The organism is Stenotrophomonas sp. GQ19 (assembly GCF_059758695.1).
Genome location: NZ_JCAXES010000002.1, coordinates 500,837 through 518,958 on the forward strand (window position 1 = coordinate 500,837; position 18,122 = coordinate 518,958).

Annotated in this window: 14 protein-coding genes; 3 read left to right on the forward strand and 11 right to left on the reverse strand. The window is 68.3% G+C overall.

All coding sequences use genetic code 11. The features are described from left to right. Positions 1–47: 47 nt before the first annotated feature. Both AC6CHL_RS06280 and AC6CHL_RS06285 read right to left on the reverse strand, forming a co-directional pair. On the reverse strand, positions 48–425 hold the full coding sequence (locus AC6CHL_RS06280; RefSeq protein ID WP_038686428.1) for a YbaN family protein: 378 nt from the start codon (positions 423–425) through the stop codon (positions 48–50). Next, positions 425–1,018, reverse strand: coding sequence for a biliverdin-producing heme oxygenase (locus AC6CHL_RS06285; protein ID WP_447595530.1), 594 nt, complete (start codon positions 1,016–1,018; stop codon positions 425–427). The genes AC6CHL_RS06280 and AC6CHL_RS06285 overlap by 1 nt, the downstream gene beginning before the upstream one ends. A 203-nt stretch (positions 1,019–1,221) precedes the next feature. Here AC6CHL_RS06285 and AC6CHL_RS06290 point away from each other — a divergent pair, with 203 nt between their 5' ends. Then, on the forward strand, positions 1,222–1,479 hold the full coding sequence (locus AC6CHL_RS06290) for a DUF2789 domain-containing protein (RefSeq protein ID WP_498294013.1): 258 nt from the start codon (positions 1,222–1,224) through the stop codon (positions 1,477–1,479). Positions 1,480–1,533: 54 nt separating this feature from the next. Here the strand turns inward: AC6CHL_RS06290 and AC6CHL_RS06295 are convergent, their stop codons facing one another. The 6 genes from AC6CHL_RS06295 to AC6CHL_RS06320 all read right to left on the reverse strand — a co-directional run bounded on the left by AC6CHL_RS06295 (position 1,534) and on the right by AC6CHL_RS06320 (position 9,174). Further along, positions 1,534–4,458, reverse strand: a complete 2,925-nt coding sequence (locus tag AC6CHL_RS06295) for a TonB-dependent receptor (protein WP_498293840.1) — start codon at positions 4,456–4,458, stop codon at positions 1,534–1,536. Positions 4,459–4,615: 157 nt separating this feature from the next. Further along, positions 4,616–5,578: a FecR family protein gene (locus AC6CHL_RS06300; protein WP_498293842.1), complete on the reverse strand. Its 963-nt coding sequence runs from the start codon at positions 5,576–5,578 to the stop codon at positions 4,616–4,618. A 132-nt stretch (positions 5,579–5,710) separates the two neighbouring features. Then, on the reverse strand, positions 5,711–6,211 hold the full coding sequence (locus tag AC6CHL_RS06305; RefSeq protein ID WP_038686421.1) for an RNA polymerase sigma factor: 501 nt from the start codon (positions 6,209–6,211) through the stop codon (positions 5,711–5,713). Positions 6,212–6,271: 60 nt separating this feature from the next. Next, positions 6,272–6,940, reverse strand: coding sequence for a Vgb family protein (locus AC6CHL_RS06310; protein WP_498293844.1), 669 nt, complete (start codon positions 6,938–6,940; stop codon positions 6,272–6,274). A 45-nt stretch (positions 6,941–6,985) separates the two neighbouring features. Beyond that, a complete protein-coding gene (locus AC6CHL_RS06315; protein WP_498293846.1) occupies positions 6,986–8,206 on the reverse strand; it encodes a helix-turn-helix domain-containing protein in 1,221 nt (406 codons plus the stop codon). Positions 8,207–8,256: 50 nt separating this feature from the next. Further along, on the reverse strand, positions 8,257–9,174 hold the full coding sequence (locus tag AC6CHL_RS06320; RefSeq protein WP_498293848.1) for a hypothetical protein: 918 nt from the start codon (positions 9,172–9,174) through the stop codon (positions 8,257–8,259). Between the two features lie 185 nt (positions 9,175–9,359). Here AC6CHL_RS06320 and ppa point away from each other — a divergent pair, with 185 nt between their 5' ends. Next, positions 9,360–9,896, forward strand: a complete 537-nt coding sequence (gene ppa, locus AC6CHL_RS06325) for an inorganic diphosphatase (protein ID WP_354284549.1) — start codon at positions 9,360–9,362, stop codon at positions 9,894–9,896. A gap of 150 nt (positions 9,897–10,046) precedes the next feature. Next, entirely contained in the window at positions 10,047–11,168 is a 1,122-nt protein-coding gene (locus AC6CHL_RS06330) for an HDOD domain-containing protein (protein WP_498293850.1), read from the forward strand. Positions 11,169–11,812: 644 nt separating this feature from the next. Here the strand turns inward: AC6CHL_RS06330 and AC6CHL_RS06335 are convergent. The 3 genes from AC6CHL_RS06335 to AC6CHL_RS06345 form a co-directional block, all read right to left on the reverse strand. Continuing rightward, positions 11,813–14,683, reverse strand: a complete 2,871-nt coding sequence (locus tag AC6CHL_RS06335) for a TonB-dependent receptor plug domain-containing protein (protein WP_038686415.1) — start codon at positions 14,681–14,683, stop codon at positions 11,813–11,815. A gap of 68 nt (positions 14,684–14,751) precedes the next feature. Further along, entirely contained in the window at positions 14,752–15,633 is an 882-nt protein-coding gene (locus tag AC6CHL_RS06340; protein WP_038686412.1) for a helix-turn-helix transcriptional regulator, read from the reverse strand. Positions 15,634–15,756: 123 nt separating this feature from the next. Then, positions 15,757–18,078 carry a winged helix-turn-helix domain-containing protein gene (locus tag AC6CHL_RS06345; protein ID WP_038686410.1) on the reverse strand — a complete coding sequence of 774 codons (2,322 nt, stop codon included), beginning with the start codon at positions 18,076–18,078 and terminating at the stop codon, positions 15,757–15,759. Positions 18,079–18,122 lie beyond the last annotated feature (44 nt).

Genomic DNA, 18,122 nt, shown 5'->3' on the forward strand with positions numbered 1-18,122 from the left:
AAGGGGGCGCGGCGTTGCGGCAACGCGCGCCGGAAGGAGGGACAGGCTCACTCGGGCGTGGGCGGCAGGCGCGGCGACGGCCGCGTCAGCACGTAGGCCGCGCTGGCAATGAAGAACGCGCCCACGCCCAGCAGCAGCCGCCACGACGGATGCGCGCCCCAGCAGAACATCACAAAGCCGAACGCCATGCCGCCGGCCGCAAAGGCCTTGCCCTTGCGGCTCACCGCGCCCTGCTCGCGCCACAGGCGCAAGGCCGGGCCGTAACGGGGGTGGTCGAGCAGCTTGCGTTCGAAGCGTGGCGAGCTGCGGGCGAAACAGCCCACCGCCAGGATCAGGAAGATGGTGGTGGGCATCACCGGCAGCAGCGCGCCGATCACGCCCAGCGCCACCATCACCCAGCCCAGGCAGAACCACAGCCAGCGCATCAGCGCGCGTCGAACTCGAGTTCGACGTGTCCGTGCACGCTGCGGAACGCCGCATCGGCGGCATCGATGACCTGCTGTTCCTGCGCGTCGTCCAGCACCACCCCGTCGAGCGCGGCGGTGAACTCGCGCCAATGGCGTGCTGCACCGTCGGGGTGCGCGGCCAGGTGGCGTGCACCGAAACCGGCATCCAGCCCCAGTCTGGCGGCCATCTTGTACAGGATGGTGCCGCCCAGGTTGGAGCCTTCGGCCACGTACAGCCAGCCCAGCGCGGCTGGCAGCGCCAGGTCCGGGTCCAGCCGCATCGGCACCGGGGCCGGCAGGATCTGTTCAAGGTCGGCGAGGTCGCGCGCGATCAGCGGCAGCCGGCGGCGTGCCTCCAGGTCAGGCAGCAGGGCGTCAAGCGCGGCGTTGGCGTAGAGCGCGTCGATATCGCGATGGAAGCGGTACTGCACGCGCAGGAAACGCGCGAACTGGCCGCGGCTGGCGAAGATGTCGCCGGCCATGATGCGCTTGTCCAGCGCGCCGTGGCTGTCGCGGGTGGCGGCCTTCAGGCGCTGGCTGCGGGTGGCTTCAAGGGTATCGATGACGGTCATGGCGCTCGTGCTGGGCAATGGGGAATGCAGCCCGCGCAGGCCCCGGGAACAGGCCGTGCGCAGGTTTCCCGATTGAGACGTCTGCCACGGCGGCAACCCCAAGCCTGGTTGCGCGGCCGGCCACCCCTACCCGATCCGGCGATGTCGGCCTCACGCGGCTGCACCGATAATGGCGGCACATTCTTGAGGAGCACCCCGCCATGATGATCACCACCGAACCGCGCATGACCAACCTGTTCCTGCAGCTGGGCCTGGACGCGAGCGACGCGGCGATCGCGCGCTTCATCGTTGACCACCAGCTGCCCGCCGAGGTGGCCCTGGTCGAGGCGCCGTACTGGAATGATGGCCAGCGCCAGTTCCTGGCCGAGCAGCTCAAGTCCGATGCGGACTGGGCGATCATCGTCGATGAACTGGGCGAGGCCCTGCATGCCGACGCGGTGGCGCGGCAGACTGGCGCCTGAAACGAACACGGGGGCCGGCAGTTGCCGGCCCCCGTGGGGTACATCACCGCATCCTCAGTAACGCCAGGTCAGCGCCAGCCGCACGATCCGGCCCGGTGCCGGCATTACGCCCAGCGCCAGGGGATCCAGGTAGTAGCGGTCGGTGAGGTTGTCGACATTGAGGTCCACCGCGAACTGCTCGCTGGCCTGCCAGCTGGCGAACAGGTCCACCACGGTGGCCGGGCGGTACAGCTGCTGGATCGCCGACAGGCCGACGTTCCATTCCTTGTCCAGCTTGCTGATCGGACCGGCATTGTGGATCACCCGGGTGCCGAAGCTGAGCCGTTCGTCCAACAGGCGTGAGCCCAGGGTCAGGTTGACGGTGTAGCGCGGCGGGTTCTGCGTGTTGCTGTAGGAGCCCTCAAAGCCGCCATCAACGCAGTCGGGGGTATTGGCCAGTTCTTCGATCCTGCGCTGCACGCCGTAGGTACGGCGCTCGGCGGCGATGTCCGGCGCGCAGGTCTTGGCTTCGACGTAATAGTGCGCTGACAGGTCGGCGAACACTTTGCCGGCATCGTAGCTGGACTGGAATTCCATGCCCGATACCTTGAAGCGGTCGATGTTGCGGATGTAGCCGGCCGACAGCGTGCGGTAGTCGCGGGTAATCAGGTCATCGATGCGGGTGTTGAAGTAGGCCAGCTTGAACGCCGCCGTATCGCCGTCGGTGAACAGCCCCTGCCGGACCGTGCTGGCGCCGATTTCCCAGGTGCCGGCGCGTTCGGGCTTGAGTTCGCCCCCGATCGGCTTGGCGGCGGTGAACAGACCCAGCGTGCTTTCGAACAGGCTCGGCAGCTTCACGCCTTCGGCGTACTTCACGTAGACCATGCTGTCGTCGTTGAAGTGGTAGGTGACGCTGGCAGTCGGCATGAAGGCATGGTCGGTACGGCGGATCGGCTGCGACCAGGTCCAGCTGGTCGGCACGATCAGGTCCTCGGCCTCGGTCATGTCGTGGAAGTTCCAGCCGGTGATGTCGGCCACGGTGCCCTTCTTGTACGGCGAGGCCAGCAGCGACGCTTCGGTGAACTGGCCGTTCGCATCGGGGTACCAGTTGAGCATGGCGATGCGCTTGGCACGCCAGGCCGGCAGCGCCGGATTGCCGTCCAGCAGCTGGGTGTAGCGGTACTGGCCGATCACTTCCTCACCGTCCGGCGTGGCCAGGCGGTTGCGGTCGTGCACGCTGACGCGGTTGAAGCGCCCGCCCAGCAGCACTTCCCAATGGTCGTCGGGCTGCCACTTCATCGAGGCCACCGCGCTGTATTCCTTGCGGTCGGCGTTGCGCAGGAAACGGTTGTTGATCAGGTCGTCGTGCATGATCGGCGCATTCTTGCCGGGCCCGACGTCCTCGTCGCTGAAGGACAGGCCGTAGTCGAAGGTGAACACCCCCGCGGCATCGGTCACCAGGTGGGTCGTGTTGGACACGTCGAACCCGAGCCGCTGCTGCTGCATGCTGTTGCGGTAGGCGTCCTTGTAACCCGGGTCGGTATTGAAGCTCGGGCCGTCATACCACTCGGTGCGGCGATCGAAGTACCACGGGGTGATGCCGGTCAGGCCGTTGTACATCAGGCTGTCGGCGTCGGTGTACCAGAGGTTGGCCTTGAGGTCGACGCGGTCGTTGCCCGGGTTGAAGCGGTAGCGCAGGTTGTAGGCATCCATATCCACGCTGCCCGGCTCCCACTGCGGCACGCGGTCACGGTCCACGCGGATGATCTGCGAGGCCATGATCTCGCCCTGGCGACCGCTGTAATGGCGGTAGCCGGCTTCCAGGGTCTGGGTGTCGTCGATGCGCCAGGTGCCCTTCAACAGCACCGAGTTGGACTTGGACGAGGTGTTGAACACTTCGGTGTTGGGCGGGTTCAACGGGGCCAGCGTGCGCCGGGTCTGCGGGAAGTCGTCGTAGCCGTGCTTGCCGCCGTAGTAGTTGCCGGTGTCACGCCAGGCATAGGCGGCCACCAGGTCGAACGCATCCCAGTGCTTGCCACCGGCGATGTTGAAGAACTGCCCGCCCAGGCTGTTGCGGTTGCTGCGCGGCGCAGCGCCATACGCCGGCACATCGCGTGCACTGCCGTTGGACACGCCGCTGCGTACGCGCAGGCCGACGTCCTGGCCCTCGCGCAGCACGTCGCCGATCTTCAACGTCTCCATCTCGACCACGCCGCCGATGCCGCCGGACGCGTTGGCGCCGAGGCTGGGGCCCTTGGTCACGGTGAGGCTGGAGATCAGGTCCGGGTCCAGGTAGGTGCGCTGCGACTGGCCGGCGTAGCCCCGGTAGGTGTCCATGCTGGACTGGCCACCGTCGATGATGACCGGGATGCGGCTCTGGCCCTGGATGCCGCGGATGTTGAGGTCCAGCGCGTTGGCGGTACGCGGGTCGCCGGCGGTGACGCCGACCACGCCCTTGACGATGTCGGCGGCGGACGTGCCGCGGAAGCGTTCGATCGTGGCGCGCGGCACGTACACGCTGGAGCCGGCGGTGCGGTACACATCCAGTGCGCGCGCGGCATCGCTGTCGCCGTCGCCGGACTGCTCACCGGCCACCCGCAGCGCGTCGGTGACGATCACGCCGTCCTCGCGGCTGGCAGTGGCGGCTGGTTCCAGGGTCACCGCATCGGACCCGACGCTGCGCATCACCAGACCACTGCCACGCAGCAGCTGCTGCAGGGCCCGCTGCGCATCGAGGTCGCCGCTGACCGCGCTGGAGCGCACGCCCTCGGTGAGCGCTGCCGGCCAGGCCACCTGCACGCCGGACTGGCGCATGTAGGTGCGCAGTGCGTCGGCCAGCGGCTGGGCGGGAATATCGAAGCGATGCACGGCGGCGGCACGCGGCGTGCTGGCCTGGGCCATCGCCGGGAATGCAGGCGCGGCCACCAGGCCGGCGGCCAGCAAGGCGATGCAGAGGCGGGACCGACGCGGAGAACGGCCCGGGGAGGAGGTGATGCGCATGATGGAACCTGTCGAGAAGGCGATATCGCAGAAGCGACGTCCCCGCATACGGTGTGCGGGCGCTGCGAAGTACGTGGCGGCGGCGGGTACGTTCGGGGGGTGAGACGACTGGGGCGGCGACAACCCCAAGACCCATTTCGTTCGGCAGCGCGCGCCGCTACTTGCGGGCGTCGACCTGCACGATCGCCACGCCCATCGGCAGGCGGGTGACGCGCAGGCCGGCACTGCCGGCCAGTGCGTCCAGCGCCTGTTCGGGCCGGTCGATGCGGAACGCCGCGTTGATCGCCGGCAGCTGCGCCAGGTCGCCGCGGACGAAGGTGGGGCCACGCCGATAGCGCCCGATGCGCTGGACCGCCTCGGCAACGCCCACTTCATCCAGCAGCAGTTCGCCCTGCCGCCAGGCCGCGATCCGGTCGGGTGCCTGGTCGGCCAGCCGCTGCACGCGGCCACCGGGCGCGAATGCGGCACGCTGCCCGGCCTGCAGCCAGGTCCAGCCACCGCGGCCGCTGGCCGCCACCCGCACCTGGCCCTGTTCGACGTCGGCCTGCACGCCGGTGGCGTCGCTGGATACCGCAAACGCGGTGGAAATGTCCTCGACCACCCCGCCCTGCGCGCGTACTTCAAACCGCTGCGGCTGGCCGGGCGCCACCTGGAACCAGGCACGACCGCGCAACAGCGCGATGCGGCGCACCTGGCCATCGAACTGCACGGCAATGGCCGAATCGGCATCCAGCACGGCGCGGCTGCCGTCAGGCAGCGCGACCTCGGCGATGCCGGTGCCGGTGCGGTGGTCAGATTGCAGCCGCAGCCACGTATCCGGTGCCACCCAGGCCAGCGCCAGCACCGCCGCCGCGGCCAGCGACCAGCGGCGCACCCGCGCACGCCGGCGCGGCGGCGCGAGGGTGGCCTGCGGCCGTGGCCCCACGCTGCGCCAGAGCTGGCGTTCGCGTTCGAACACGCGCCGGTGGCCCGGCGCGGCCAGCCACCGCTCGAAGGCCTGCATGCCGGTGTCATCCACCGTGCCGGAGGCCAGCCACGCGATCCACGCCTGCGCCTGGACGGCGACAGAATCGGTGGATGCGGACGGCGGCGGAAGCGGATCGATGTGCGGCGGGCTCATGGCTGGCGGGGTGGCGCGGTCGGGGGCAATACCACCGGCAAGGGACGGAAGCGGGGCACGCGACACCGCCCCAGTATGATCAAGACGAATGGCGGGTGCGGTTCCCCAATGCCATGACGCGCGCGGGCGCCATCAGCGCCCGTTGCGGGCCCAGGCCAGGCGCTGCAGGGCGGCGCGCACGTGGTTCTCCACGGTCGTCACCGACACCTTAAGGCGCTTGGCCACGTCCGCCTGGGTCATTCCCTGCAGGCGGTTGAGCCGGAAGATGGTGCGGGTTGGCTCGGGCAGGTGCTCGGCGGCGGCGAGCACACGCTGCAGTTCGTCCTGGGCCATCGCCTGTTCTTCGGTCGACAGCACTTCGTCCGGTCCCCACAGGTAATGCTCGGCCAGCAGGCGCGCGCGGCGGGTGCGCTCACGCCCGTGGTCGGTGGCCAGGTTGGTGGCCAGCCGGTACAGATAGGCCCGCGGGTTGTCGATGGCCTGGCCGCTGTCCACCCCGCGCGCCTTGAACCAGATCGCCTGGATCACGTCCTCGGCGCCGCCGTCATTGCCCAGGATGCGCTGCACCAGGCGCAGCAACGCCGGGCGTTCGCGGATCAGCATCTCGGTGAGGGCGGAGGCGTTGGTGGTCATGCGACGGACGCAGGGGCCGGGGCGGAAGGCGCGCCATGCTACCCCGCAAATGCGAATGAGTCACGTTTGTGGGGGCGCCGGGCGCTTCACCGCGCACACCCTGCCGTGGCCGGCGCCGCAGTAGAACAGCCCGGCGCCGTCGGACTCCAATCCACTGACACCACGTCCGTCCGGCATCTGCAGGCGGTGCTGCACCGCGCCGCTGGCCGGGTCGATGCGGCGGATGTCGCTCTGCCCCGCCTCGTCGGTCCCGTGCCAGAGTTCGCCGTCCACCCAGGTCACGCCGGTCACGAAGCGGTCCGACGCGATCGTGCGCAGGACGCTGCCGGTGGCCGGGTCGACCTGGTGGATGCGGCGCTGCCGGTATTGCCCCACCCAGAGGCTGCCTTCGGCCCAGGCCATGCCGGAGTCGGTGCCGCCGCCCGGTGCGGGGATCGACGCCAGCACCTCGCCGCTGCGCGGATCGATCCGGTCGATGCGCGCGCCGGCGATCTGGTACAGGTGGGTGCCGTCGAAGGCGGTGCCGGCATCGCAGGGCAGTGCCAGGGTGCGCACCGCGTCACCGCTGTCCGGGTCGAACGCCACCAGCGCAGCACCGGTGGCCGCCCAGACGTGGTGCCCGTCGAAGCTGACGCCGTTGACGCAGTCCGAGCCGGCGAACGGGCCGTATTCGCGCACCAGTTCGGCGGCCTCTACGGGGGCAGCGGTACCCAAGGTGTCCGTGTTCATCGTTGCAGTCTCCTGGCCCGTGGAAGGCGGTGCCTGCCAGCGACACTAGCCAATCGGCAGCGCGGCAGGGAGTAACAAAATCGTCGTGAAACCGGCCAGCGGCACCGACCGCCAGCGCTGCGCCCGGCCACGCCCCCGGGTGTGCACCCGCCCTGCGGCCTGCAGCTCGGCCAGCGCACGCTGCACGCTGCGTTGGCTGGCGCCCACCGCCAGCGCCAACGACGAGGTGGACCAGGCGGAACCGTCGGCCAGCAGCGCGACCAACGCCGCCTGCTCGCCATCGAACGGGGGCACCAGCACCGTGACCGTCTGCGCGTGGCAGGGCTGGATCCGGAATCCTTGCGGGGTGGCGTCAATCCGGGCCTGCGCGGCGATAAGCGCGCGCAGGCGGCCCAGCTCTACCCGCAGCCGCACACGCAGCGAGTCGTCGGGGTGGGCAATACCGAAGACCCGTTCAATCAGCACATCGCGTTCGACCCCACCCGGCCACGCCTCGGCCAGTGCGCGCAGCAAGGCGAACAACACCGGACGCCGCGCCAGACAGTGCCACTGCGTGCCGGTGCGTACGCCCCGTCGGCATGCATCCACCACCAGCGCGCCGGACGCGAGCAGGGCCGGAACATCGTCGATGCGCAGGCTGCGCGCCACGCCGGCCTGGAGGCTGCGGGCGGCCGGCCGATCCAGCGCGGCACGCGCCTCGTCCACCTCCCGCCGCAGCGGGGCGATGCCAGCGCATTCGGCCGCCGCCTGGGCGCGGGCCAGGGCGGCACGCGCCGGTGCGACCTGCAGCGCACGCAAGGCCAGCGCGGCAGCGGTCAACTCGGCCATGGCGGCCAGCGCGGGGGGCATCGGGCGGTCGGCCAGCTGGGCCAGGCCGTATTCGGCATCGCGCAGGCGGCCCAGCAACAGCCAGCGCCGGGCCAGGATCAGCCAGGCCTGCAACGCATTGGCGCCGTCTCCCCGCGCATCCAGCAGCGCCGCCACCTCCTGCAGGGGCTGCGACGATCCCGCCAGCTCGCGCATGGCCAGTGCCACCTCGGCCTCGGCGACCATGCAACGCGCCCGCGCCACCGTCTCTTGCGGGCCAAACGCGCGACGGGCGCGCCGCAGCAGGTCACGCGCGGTATCAAGTTGACCGAGTTGGGCCATGGCGATGCCGCGCAGCGCCAGCGCGGGCGGGTCGTCGCGCAGCGCAACGCAACCAAGCGCGGCCAGCACATCGCCGTTGGCAAGGGCGCGAGCGGCAGCCGTGATGAGGGCATCCATCTGCACAGGCTACCTGCCCGGCGTGGCGCCTGCAGCGATCGCGCCGCAGCTTAGAGGCAGGTGGTCAGCCCTTCGTACACGGTGGTGGCGGTGCCAGGCAACACGGTGTCGATGGCCTCCGGCCCCTGAAGCGTGGCCAGCAGCCGCGGCAAGGGGGTCTGCGCCGCCAGCGGCAGCCGGCAGGCCCAATCGCGGGCATCCACCGTGACCGCGCCGGTGGCGGCGACGACGTCCATGTTGCTGCCGGCGAATGTCCACCGGCACTCACCCACCCGGCCGCTGGCGGCGTGTACCGAACAGCGCAGGCGCATGGCCTGCAGGTTGTAGTACTCGCCTTCGCAGAAGGTGTCGCCGCAGACGTCATCGAAACCGCGTACCAGCGCCTGTTCCAGCGCACGGAAACGCGCCCCACCCTGCCCCTGGCCGGGATAATCCCGCGCGTCCACATAACGGGCCGCCGACGCTGCGCGCTCCGGCTGCCAGACCTGCTGGAGGCAGCCGCCCACCGCCTCGCCGATGGACATCGCCGCACCGGGCAGCACGACATCGAGCGCGTCGGCGCGTTCCAGCGACGCATGGAAGGCCTCCACCCCCACCCCCGTGCCCAGCGGCAAGGGACAGTCCCAGCGTCGGTTGTCCACCAGGACCACGCCCGTGTCCGGCGCCACCTGCAGTTCGCTGGCAATGAACAGCCAGTTGCAGGCGTGCACCTGCCCGCTGGCCGCGTTGACCGAGCAGCGCAGCTGCAGTGCGCGCAGGTTGCTGTAGTCGCCTTCGCAGAGGGTATCGGCACAGACCGCGTCGAAGCGGTTCGCCAGATGGGCTTCCAGGGAATAGAAGCGGTCCCAGTTGGCCTCGTTGCGCGGGAAATCCACCAGGTCGACGAACGGCTGGGCAAGCAGCGGGGCGCTGGGCAGCCAGGCCAGCAGGGCGAACAGGCGCAGCAACGGCCGGAAACGTGGGTACATGGCCAGACTCCAACGGAAGGAGAACCAGCGTGGCCTGGCCCGGTGCACGGGCCCATCCGGCAAGGCCGCGCCGGGCCGTGGGAAAACCCATCGCGGGGCGGTCATCCGGCCCCCGCTGCACGCGGCCCGGCAAAGGCATAAAATGGGGGGCTATCTGCCTTCATCCCCCCTCTCGGAGTACACCCATGGGTCTGGAACTCGTCTCGCCCGGCAAGAACCCGCCGGAAGAAATCAACGTCATCATCGAGATCCCGAAGGATTCCGAGCCGGTGAAGTACGAAGTGGACAAGGAAACCGGTGCGATCTTCGTCGACCGCATCCTGTCCACCCCGATGCGCTACCCGTGCAACTACGGCTACGTGCCGAGCACCCTGTGCGGCGACGGTGACCCGGCCGACGTGCTGGTGGTGCTGCCGCTGCCGCTGATCCCCGGCTCGGTGGTGCGTTGCCGTCCGGTCGGCGTGCTCAAGATGAGCGATGAAGCCGGCAGCGACGAGAAGATCCTGGCCGTGCCGATCTCCAAGGTGTTCAGCGGCTACGCCCACGTGGAAGACATCGAGCAGGTGTCCAGCCACTGGCTGGAGCGCATCGGCCACTTCTTCGAGCATTACAAGGACCTGGAAAAGGGCAAGTGGGTCAAGCTTGACGGCTGGGCCGGCGCTGCCGAAGCCAAGCAGATCCTGGTGGAAGCGCACCAGCGCTACCTCGCCAACAACGGCTGAGGCTGAACCGCATCGCTTCGGCGCTGGCCGCCGAAGCGATGGACATCACGTTTTTTGACTGCGGCACATCACTATTTGTGCCGGATTGGGTACATTGCGTCTTCACACCGTCCACGGTGCGTTTCACCGTGGTCAGCCAGGGGACTTGTCGTGCGCATTCTGCTTGTTGGGGACCAGGCCAGCCTGTCGGCTGAACTGATGGATTTCATTGCCGATCTTGGGGAAGAGTGGCAACCGCTGACGGCCTCCGATGGCCAGTCGGCCATGAGCATTGTCGCCGCCGGTCCGGTGGACGCGGTCATTGCCTGCCCTACCCTGCCCGATCTGACGGCGACCACGTTGCTGGGGCAGATCCGTACCCTGCGCCCGGAAACGATCCGGATCGCGCTGGTGGATGCCGACCACAACAACCGCCCGCCGCCGGCGCGCCTGATCGGGGTGGCCCACCGCTTCCTGCCGATGCCGCTGGCCCCGGAAGTGCTGCTGGAAGCGCTGACCAGCCTGGAAGAACTGCGCGAACTGCTCGACAGCGCGCATCTGCGCAGCGCGATCGGCCGCATCGAAAAGCTGCCTTCGCCGCCGCATCTGTACTTGAGCCTGACCCAGGCGCTGGAACACGACGACGACACCAACACCGCCGATGTGTCCAAGCTGGTGTCGGCCGACCCGGCGATTGCGGCCAAGGTGCTGCAGTTGTCCAACTCGGCGTTCTTCAACAGCGGCCGCACCATTTCCGACCTGCGCACCGCGGTAACGCGGCTGGGCCTGTCGACCCTGCGCGACCTGGTGCTGGCCAGCGAGGTGTTCTCTGCCTCGGCGCTGTCCGGTGCCGAACGCAATTCGCTGCAGCAGCGCGCGTTGCTGGCCTCGCGGCTGGCAGCCAAGCTGCTGCCCGATTCCAGCGCCGAGCTGGGTGCAACCGCCGCCCTGCTGGCCGATATCGGGCTGCTGCTGCCGGGCGTGCGCAACGAGCGCGGCGCCCCGGCCGACGCGACCGATGAACGCCCCGGCCATGCCGAGGCCGGCGCCTACCTGCTGGGCCTGTGGGGCCTGCCGATGCCGATCATCGAGGCGGTGGCGTTCCACCTGCAGCCGCAGAAGTCCAACACGCGCAGCTTCTGGGTGACCGGTGCGGTGCACGTGGCATTGGCGCTGATCAACGGGGACCCGGTGGATGAGGAGTACCTGCAGCGTGCCGGCGTGCTGCACAAGCTGCCGCAGTGGCGGGACCACGCCAATGGCCTGATGGGCCTGGTGGCTGCCGAAGTCTGAGGGCACCGCCCCGCGCCATGACGGGGGGCAGCAGTGCAACGGAAAAGCCGGCCAGTGGCCGGCTTTTTTGTGGCTCTTCACCCATGTGCGGGGCAAGCAAAAACGTGCCTTGACGCTTTTCAGGCACAGCCGTCGGTGGGTCGGGCGCTGGGCCCCCATGCCCTTTCCGGCGAATGTCCTCCGGCGTCGGCCTGCGGCCGCCCCCTCCCCCTTTATTTCGCCTCCAAGGGCATGGGGGCCCAGCGCCCGACCCACCGACAGCGCCAGAAAGGCTTGGCTTCCCCTGCTTACCGCAAGCCGAGCCCCGTAGCAGCCGGTAGGCCCCTGGGCAAAATAAAGGAGGAGGCCGCCCCGCGGCCGGGGGACATTTGCGCCAGGGGCCTACCGGCTGCTGCGGGGCCCTCACGTTCGCGACCAGCCTGATCGGAGACACCAGCCGATCCGAACGGCGCCTGCACGCCCGGCCACCCGCGCACCGTCGTGCTCACGCTGCGACGGCCCTCGCAACGAGACGCTTCCCTCAGAACCTTTTTGTGGCCGCAGCATCGAAACCGGGAGGGTGGAACGCTCAGGCCCCGGCACAAACAAAGAGGGCGGACCTTGCGGTCCGCCCTCCTTTTTTACTGCAACAGAGCTTCGATGGATCAGAAGCGCTGGGTGTACTTCATGTACAGGAAGCGGCCGATATCGAAGCCGCCGTAGTAGGCGAAGCTCGAGTTCTGCTGCGAGTACATCAGCGGACCCTTGTGATCGAACACGTTGTTCGCGCCGACCGCAATGGTGGCATCCCACGGCGCCTTCCAGCTGACCTGCAGGTCATGGAAGGTGTTGGAGCCGGTCTTGCGCAGCGGAGCGGTTTCGCCATAGGCGAAGCGGTCCGGATCGGTGCAGCCGATGTCGATGCACGGCTCGTTCAGGCCCGAGTAGTAACGCGCGGTGTAGTTGACACCGAAGTCGCCCATCGCCCAGTTGACGCCCAGGTTGGAACGCACGCGGAACAGCGCGTCCTGACCAACCTTGCCGATCATGATGCTGTCGCCGGCGCTGTTCTGGTTGGCTTCGTCGTACTTGGCCAGGTAGCTGGTCTGCCAGTCGATGCTGAACTGACCGATGGCCAGCTCCGGCAGGCGGTACTTGATGCCCAGGTCGTAACCTTCGGTTTCCATCTTGCCGAGGTTGGCGGTGCCGTAGGTGATGCCGCTGATGTGGCCATCAGCCGCACGGGTCACGCCGCTGCAACGGCCAGCATTGCCCAGCACGTAGCAGTCACGCAGGATACGGTCGACGCTGTCTTCGATGATCATGTCGCTGATCTCGTAGCGGTACCAATCCAGCGAGATGTCCAGGCCCTGCACCCAACGCGGGCTCCAGACCAGACCCATGGTCTTGCTCTTGGAGGTTTCCGGCGACAGGTTCGGGTTGGCGCCGGAGACGAACTGGTCACCCGACTGGCACGGCGTGGTCGAGCACGGCACGTTGCCCTGGCCCAGCTGCACGTAGTTGGCCGGTGCACCACCGGCAAGGCAGGCGGCATTGCCGGCCACGCTGCCCGACACGCCCACGGCGCACGGATCGGTGTAACGCTCGAAGCTCGAGCTCAGGCCACCGTACAGATCGGAGATGGTCGGAGCGCGGAAGCCCTCGGCATAGGTGCCGCGGACCAACAGCTCGTCCATCGGACGCCAGGTCAGACCGAACTTGCTGTTGGTGGTGCCGCCGAAGTTGCTGTAGTCCGAATAACGGCTGGCAACATTCAGGGTCAGTTCCTTGGCAAACGCCATGTCGGCCAGGATCGGCACGTTCAGTTCGAGGTAGACCTCGTTCAGATCGTACTCACCCTGGGTCGACTTCTGGCCCAGGCCGGTGGACTGGCCCGACTGCGCGAAGGCGTCCGGCACGTAGGAGCCTTCTTCCTTGCGGTGCTCCACGCCCACGGCGAAGCCGAGGTCGCCGGCCGGCAGGGTCACGATGGAACCGGCCAGGTTGGCGGTGAAGCTGGTGGTCTTGGTGACGCCACGGGTGGTGAAGGTCGGGAACAGGTATTCCTGCAGCGCCGGGTCGGCGAGCGAACCCTGGCCAGCCACGCCGTACGGCAGCAGCGGGTTCCACGGAATGCAGTCGGCCAGGGACGGATCCACAACGCCGGCAACGCCGCAACGTGCCACGCCGCCTGCATCGATGTAGGACGGGCCCAATGCCTTGCGCGAACCGATCAGGCTCATGTCACCGCGCTGGGTCTTGATCGACTCATTGCGGTTCCACAGTGCACCGACGTCCCAGTCAAAGGTCTTGTCGGCCACTTCGAAGTAGCCGCTGACGGTCGGCGCGAAGCGCAGGGTCTTCAGCTGGCTGTCGGTGGTGCGCGGCACTTCCCACAGGCGGCGACGGAACTCGATGTCCTTGCCGCCGACGCCATTGACGTTGGTCGGGTTGAAGGCGCTGGAGGCCGACAGCGGGGTCTTGATGTTGGACGCGCTGGACTGGTACGGGTAGCCGGCGATCTGCTGGAACGTGTTGCGCTCGTTGTAGAGCACATCGGTGTTCAGGCTGATGCGGTCGGTGAAGTCGTAGGTGCCGTTGATGTACAGCGACTTGCGCTCCACACCGGTCAGCAGGCTCATCTGCTCGTTCGAATTGACGTACTCGTCTTCGGTCAGGACGTGGTAGTCATTCGGGTTCTTCGGATCGCCGCCCGGGTTCAGGGTCTTCCACACGGCGGTCTTGGAGTCGCCGCAGTTGACCTGCAGCGGGTTGCACCAGCTGCCGGTCTCGGTGATCGGGCTGCCGTCGCCAGCAACCGAATTCGGACCACGGCCGCCATCACGGCTGTACCAGCGGTCCTTGGCCCACACCGGATCCTGCTTGGAGTATTCGGCCGCCAGGGTCAGGCTGCCGCGCTCGCCGGACGCACCCAGCAGCATCGAGTACTGCTGTTCGTCGCCGTCACCGTTGCCGTACTGGCCAACGCGGACGCTGGCTTCGCCACCGTCGAAGTTCTTGCGGGTGATCACGTTGACCACGCCGGCAATGGCGTCCGAACCGTAGATCGAGGACGCGCCGTCCTTCAGGATTTCAATGCGCTCCACGGCAGCCATCGGGATCTGGCTCAGATCCTGGTAGCCGGCCGTGGTGGCGCCCAGGCGCTTGCCGTTCATCAGCACCAGGGTGCGCTGGGCGCCCAGGTTGCGGATGTCGACGTAATAACCGCCCACGTTCTCGCCCGAGGACAGCGAATCCGAACGCGAGATGGCCGGGGAGCCGGCCGAGGTGAGGTTGTTCAGCACGTCAGCGACGTTCGAGAAACCCTGCTTCTCCAGGGCTTCACGCGTCATCGTCAGAATCGGCTGCTGGGTCTCCATATTGGCGCCGCGGATGCGCGAGCCGGTGACCGAGATGCGATCCAGGTCAGTGGTGCCGGCTGCAGCTTCCTGCGCCGAGGCAAAGGTCGGCGACAGCGCGAGCGCAATGCCGGCGGGCAGAAGGCCCAGCCGCACTGCAGGAGTACGAAAATTCATTTATCTCTCCGAGGTACGTTAGTAGCGTGTTAAACCGCCTCGGAAAGTTACGATTGCGTTGCGGTTAATTATTTGCGGGAAGCAACCGATGGCTTTGCCGACTTTGGCGGGAGCATTCCACCGCCCTCGCGGAAGCCTGACGCAGACTGCCCGTAACGTGCCCGAAACGCCCTTGCAAAGCTGCAGCAGTTGTCAAATCCACTGGCAGCGGCGACTTCGCCGATCATCATGTCGGTATCACGCAGCAGGTCCGCCGCGCGCTCCAGCCGCAGGCGTGCCGACAGCGACTGCGGGCTTTCTTCATACAGGCTCTGGAAGGTCTTGGACAAGTACCAGCTGGAGAAGTTGGTCAGCTCGGCCAGTTCACCGATGCGCACCACGCGGTGGCTGTTGCCTTCCAGGTACAGGCGCGCACGCTGCATGCGGCCGAACACCTGGCGCTTGCGCACGCGCGAACGGCCCGGGCAACGCTGCACGCCGGTGGCCAGCACGCGCTGCAGCGAGGCCAGATGCAGCAGCACCGGGCGCAATGCCTGCGCAGGCTGGCCGCTGGCCAGTGCATCGCGCCACAGGCGCAGCGCAACGCGGACTTCGGCGCGGCTCATGCTGCCGCGGCCGGCATACAGGCTGCAGTCTTCCAGTTCGCCCAGCGCGCGCAATGCATCGGGGGTGAGGCTCAGGCCGATGCACAGACCATCGCGGCCGGCCTGGATCATCGGCTTGGATTCTTTCTCGAAGGCAATCCATTCGCGCTGGCGCAGGCGGAAGCGACCTTCCTTGGATTCCACCCACGCGCTGCCACGCAGCTGCATCCACACAGTGAAGGTTGCGCCGGCGGTCTGCAGGCTGCCGAGCCGGGCCACGCCCAAGCAGGTGGGCAGCGGACCGTCGTCGACGATCTTGTCCAGGGAAAGCGATTGGCCGCGATCGGCCAAGGAAAGCTGACGCATGACTGCACACCGTGTTTGCCGTTGCGGGGCAAACGTTTTGCCAAATCAGGCGAGCCAGGTCAGGAAAGTCCTACGAGATTCATCCGAATTCGACACGAGGCCGATACGAAAGAAGTACGAAGACTATTTTCCCTTCAAAAACAGGGCGTTGGACACCGCCGAGAAGACCGCCACCGGGGCCTCGGGCAGCGGCATCACGCCGATGTCGGCACCGTCGGCCACCGCCAGCGCCACATACAGGGCGCTGCCATCGGGTTGCGCACTGAAGCCGTTGCCGGCACTCAGCCGATCCACGTCCAGGCAGTGCTCGGTGCGGGCAGCGCCGGCGTTGATGCGCGAAAACAGCGTGGCGCACGCGGCGCCGTTGGACAGGTAGTCCACGCTGCCATCGCGCGCCACGGTCCAGGTCCGGTAGCGCCAGCGCGATGGCCGGTCTTCGCTGACCTGCTGGATGCTGCCGGTGCTGAGCTGCGCATCCACCGACCACAACCCGCCTGCCGACAGCCGGGTGAACAGCACCCGCTGCGCGCTGCGGTCGAAGCGCGCCTGCGACACCCCTTCGATACTGGCCAGCAGCCGCCACGGCGACTGCCGACGATCGAACAGGGACAGCCGCAGCCGCTCGCGCGCGTCACGGTCGACGATCAGCACGTGGTCACTGTCGCCGCCGTACAGGGCCTGCAGCGGCTGGGCGACCGGAACCGGCAACGCCACCACCTGCTCATCGCGCGGTGACACTTCATAGATCACCGGGTTGGCCTGCGCATCGCGCCCGGACACCAGCAGGTGCGTGCTGTCCGGCGACCAGTCCGCGGCCTGCCGCGTTTCCGGCCGCAGGCCTTCCACCGGGCGCAGCGAGTCGGGCCGGGTCAGGTCCGCCCACCACAGGCCGTAATTGCCGGACCGGTCGGAGGTGAACACCAGTTGCCGGCCGTCAGGGGCGAGCATCGGCTGGCCATCGCGGCCGTTGGAGGGGAACAGGCGTTGCGGTTGCCCCGGCTGGCCGTCCTTGAGCGGCACCCGGAACAGCCCGAACTGCGCCTTGCGATGCACGAAGGCCAGCATCTCGTTGTGGCGCGACACCGCCGGTGACTGCGCATCGTCGATGCCGACATCGCGCAGCGTGCGGTTCTGCGTATCCAGTTCATACAGGCGCGATTCGCTGTCCACGCGGCGGCCGAACACGATGTGGCGGCTGTCACCGCGCCAGGCCCAGCCGCGGATCTCGGCCGAATCGGCGGTGAGCTGTTCGGGCACCCCGCCGCTGGCCGGGAGACGCCACAGATCGCCAATCTGCGGGTTGCGCACGAACACGATCCAGCGCCCATCGGGCGAGTAGCGCGGCGCGTAATCGAAGCTGTCCTCGGCCACCTCGTAGGCCAGCGGCGTCCAACGCCCACTGGCGATATCCAGGACGCGGATGCCGCGGTGGGCATGCGCGCCGGCCAGGGAGCCGAACACCAGGCCGCGCCCGTCCGGGGTCCAGTCGAAGCTGAGCAGTTCGGTGCCGTCACAGCGGGTGACGTGACGTACCGCGCCGCCGGTGGCGCTGGCGATCAGCACCTCGCAGCTGCCGCCCGGCCCGAACCGCGCGAACGCGATGTCGCGCCCGTTGGGCGACCAGTTGGGGAAGCGGTCGGAATAGCCGTCCGGGGTTTCGGCCAGCAGCCGCGCCGGCGCGTTGCCGGACGTCTGCACTTTCACCGAGCTGCCATTGCGGGCGCTGCTGTCGGCCTCGTAGGCAACCTGCGAACCGTCCGGGGACAGCGTGGGATAGGTCTCGAACCCGGCCGTGGCGGTGATCAGCCGGTACGGCCGCTGTGGGCTGCCGATCACCCGGCTGCCATCCTCCAGCACGCCGCTGGAACCGGGCTCGGCCGACGGGCGCTGCAGCAGCAATGCGGCCATCACCAGCAGCGCCACCAGCATGGCCAGCCCAACGGCCAGCAGCACGTAGCGACGGTGGCGCCGCCAGCGGCTGCGTACCGACGCCGTTGCCGGGCCAGGTGCGGTGCGCGCTGGCGCAGGGGTTACCGCGTTGGCCGCAGGCGCCACGTCCGGTTCGGCGGCCGCCGGCACGACGGGATCGTCGGCCAGCATGCGTACCGGCACCAGCAGGCGGTACCCGGTCTTGGCGATGGTTTCAATGTACGCGGCGCCGTCGCCGTCGTCGCTGGCAAACGCCTTGCGCAGCTGGGTGACAGCCTGGGTGAGGACATCATTGGTGGGCAGGGTGTCGGGCCACACCTCGGCGAACAGTTCATCGCGGGTGACCACCGCACCGGGCGAACGCAGCAACGCTTTCAGTACGCCCAGCGCCTTGGGGGTGAGCCGGCGCACGCGACGCGCACCGGGCACCGTGACCTCGCGCGAGGACAACGTGACGGTGCAGCTGCCGATACGCACGACATCGGCCGAAGGAGGCTCACTAATGTTGCTGATCATTCCAGTGGTACGAAGGACTGCAGAACAACAGGAACGCAGCATTC

Excerpts from the sequence above, each read along its gene's own strand:
- AC6CHL_RS06280 (WP_038686428.1), bottom strand. The coding sequence starts at position 425 with ATGCGCTGGCTGTGGTTCTGCCTGGGCTGGGTGATGGTGGCGCTGGGC.
- AC6CHL_RS06285 (WP_447595530.1), bottom strand. The coding sequence starts at position 1,018 with ATGACCGTCATCGATACCCTTGAAGCCACCCGCAGCCAGCGCCTGAAG.
- AC6CHL_RS06290 (WP_498294013.1), top strand. The coding sequence starts at position 1,222 with ATGATCACCACCGAACCGCGCATGACCAACCTGTTCCTGCAGCTGGGC.
- AC6CHL_RS06295 (WP_498293840.1), bottom strand. The coding sequence starts at position 4,458 with ATGCGCATCACCTCCTCCCCGGGCCGTTCTCCGCGTCGGTCCCGCCTC.
- AC6CHL_RS06300 (WP_498293842.1), bottom strand. The coding sequence starts at position 5,578 with ATGAGCCCGCCGCACATCGATCCGCTTCCGCCGCCGTCCGCATCCACC.
- AC6CHL_RS06305 (WP_038686421.1), bottom strand. The coding sequence starts at position 6,211 with ATGACCACCAACGCCTCCGCCCTCACCGAGATGCTGATCCGCGAACGC.
- AC6CHL_RS06310 (WP_498293844.1), bottom strand. The coding sequence starts at position 6,940 with ATGAACACGGACACCTTGGGTACCGCTGCCCCCGTAGAGGCCGCCGAA.
- AC6CHL_RS06315 (WP_498293846.1), bottom strand. The coding sequence starts at position 8,206 with ATGGATGCCCTCATCACGGCTGCCGCTCGCGCCCTTGCCAACGGCGAT.
- AC6CHL_RS06320 (WP_498293848.1), bottom strand. The coding sequence starts at position 9,174 with ATGTACCCACGTTTCCGGCCGTTGCTGCGCCTGTTCGCCCTGCTGGCC.
- ppa (WP_354284549.1), top strand. The coding sequence starts at position 9,360 with ATGGGTCTGGAACTCGTCTCGCCCGGCAAGAACCCGCCGGAAGAAATC.
- AC6CHL_RS06335 (WP_038686415.1), bottom strand. The coding sequence starts at position 14,683 with ATGAATTTTCGTACTCCTGCAGTGCGGCTGGGCCTTCTGCCCGCCGGC.
- AC6CHL_RS06340 (WP_038686412.1), bottom strand. The coding sequence starts at position 15,633 with ATGCGTCAGCTTTCCTTGGCCGATCGCGGCCAATCGCTTTCCCTGGAC.
- AC6CHL_RS06345 (WP_038686410.1), bottom strand. The coding sequence starts at position 18,078 with ATGATCAGCAACATTAGTGAGCCTCCTTCGGCCGATGTCGTGCGTATC.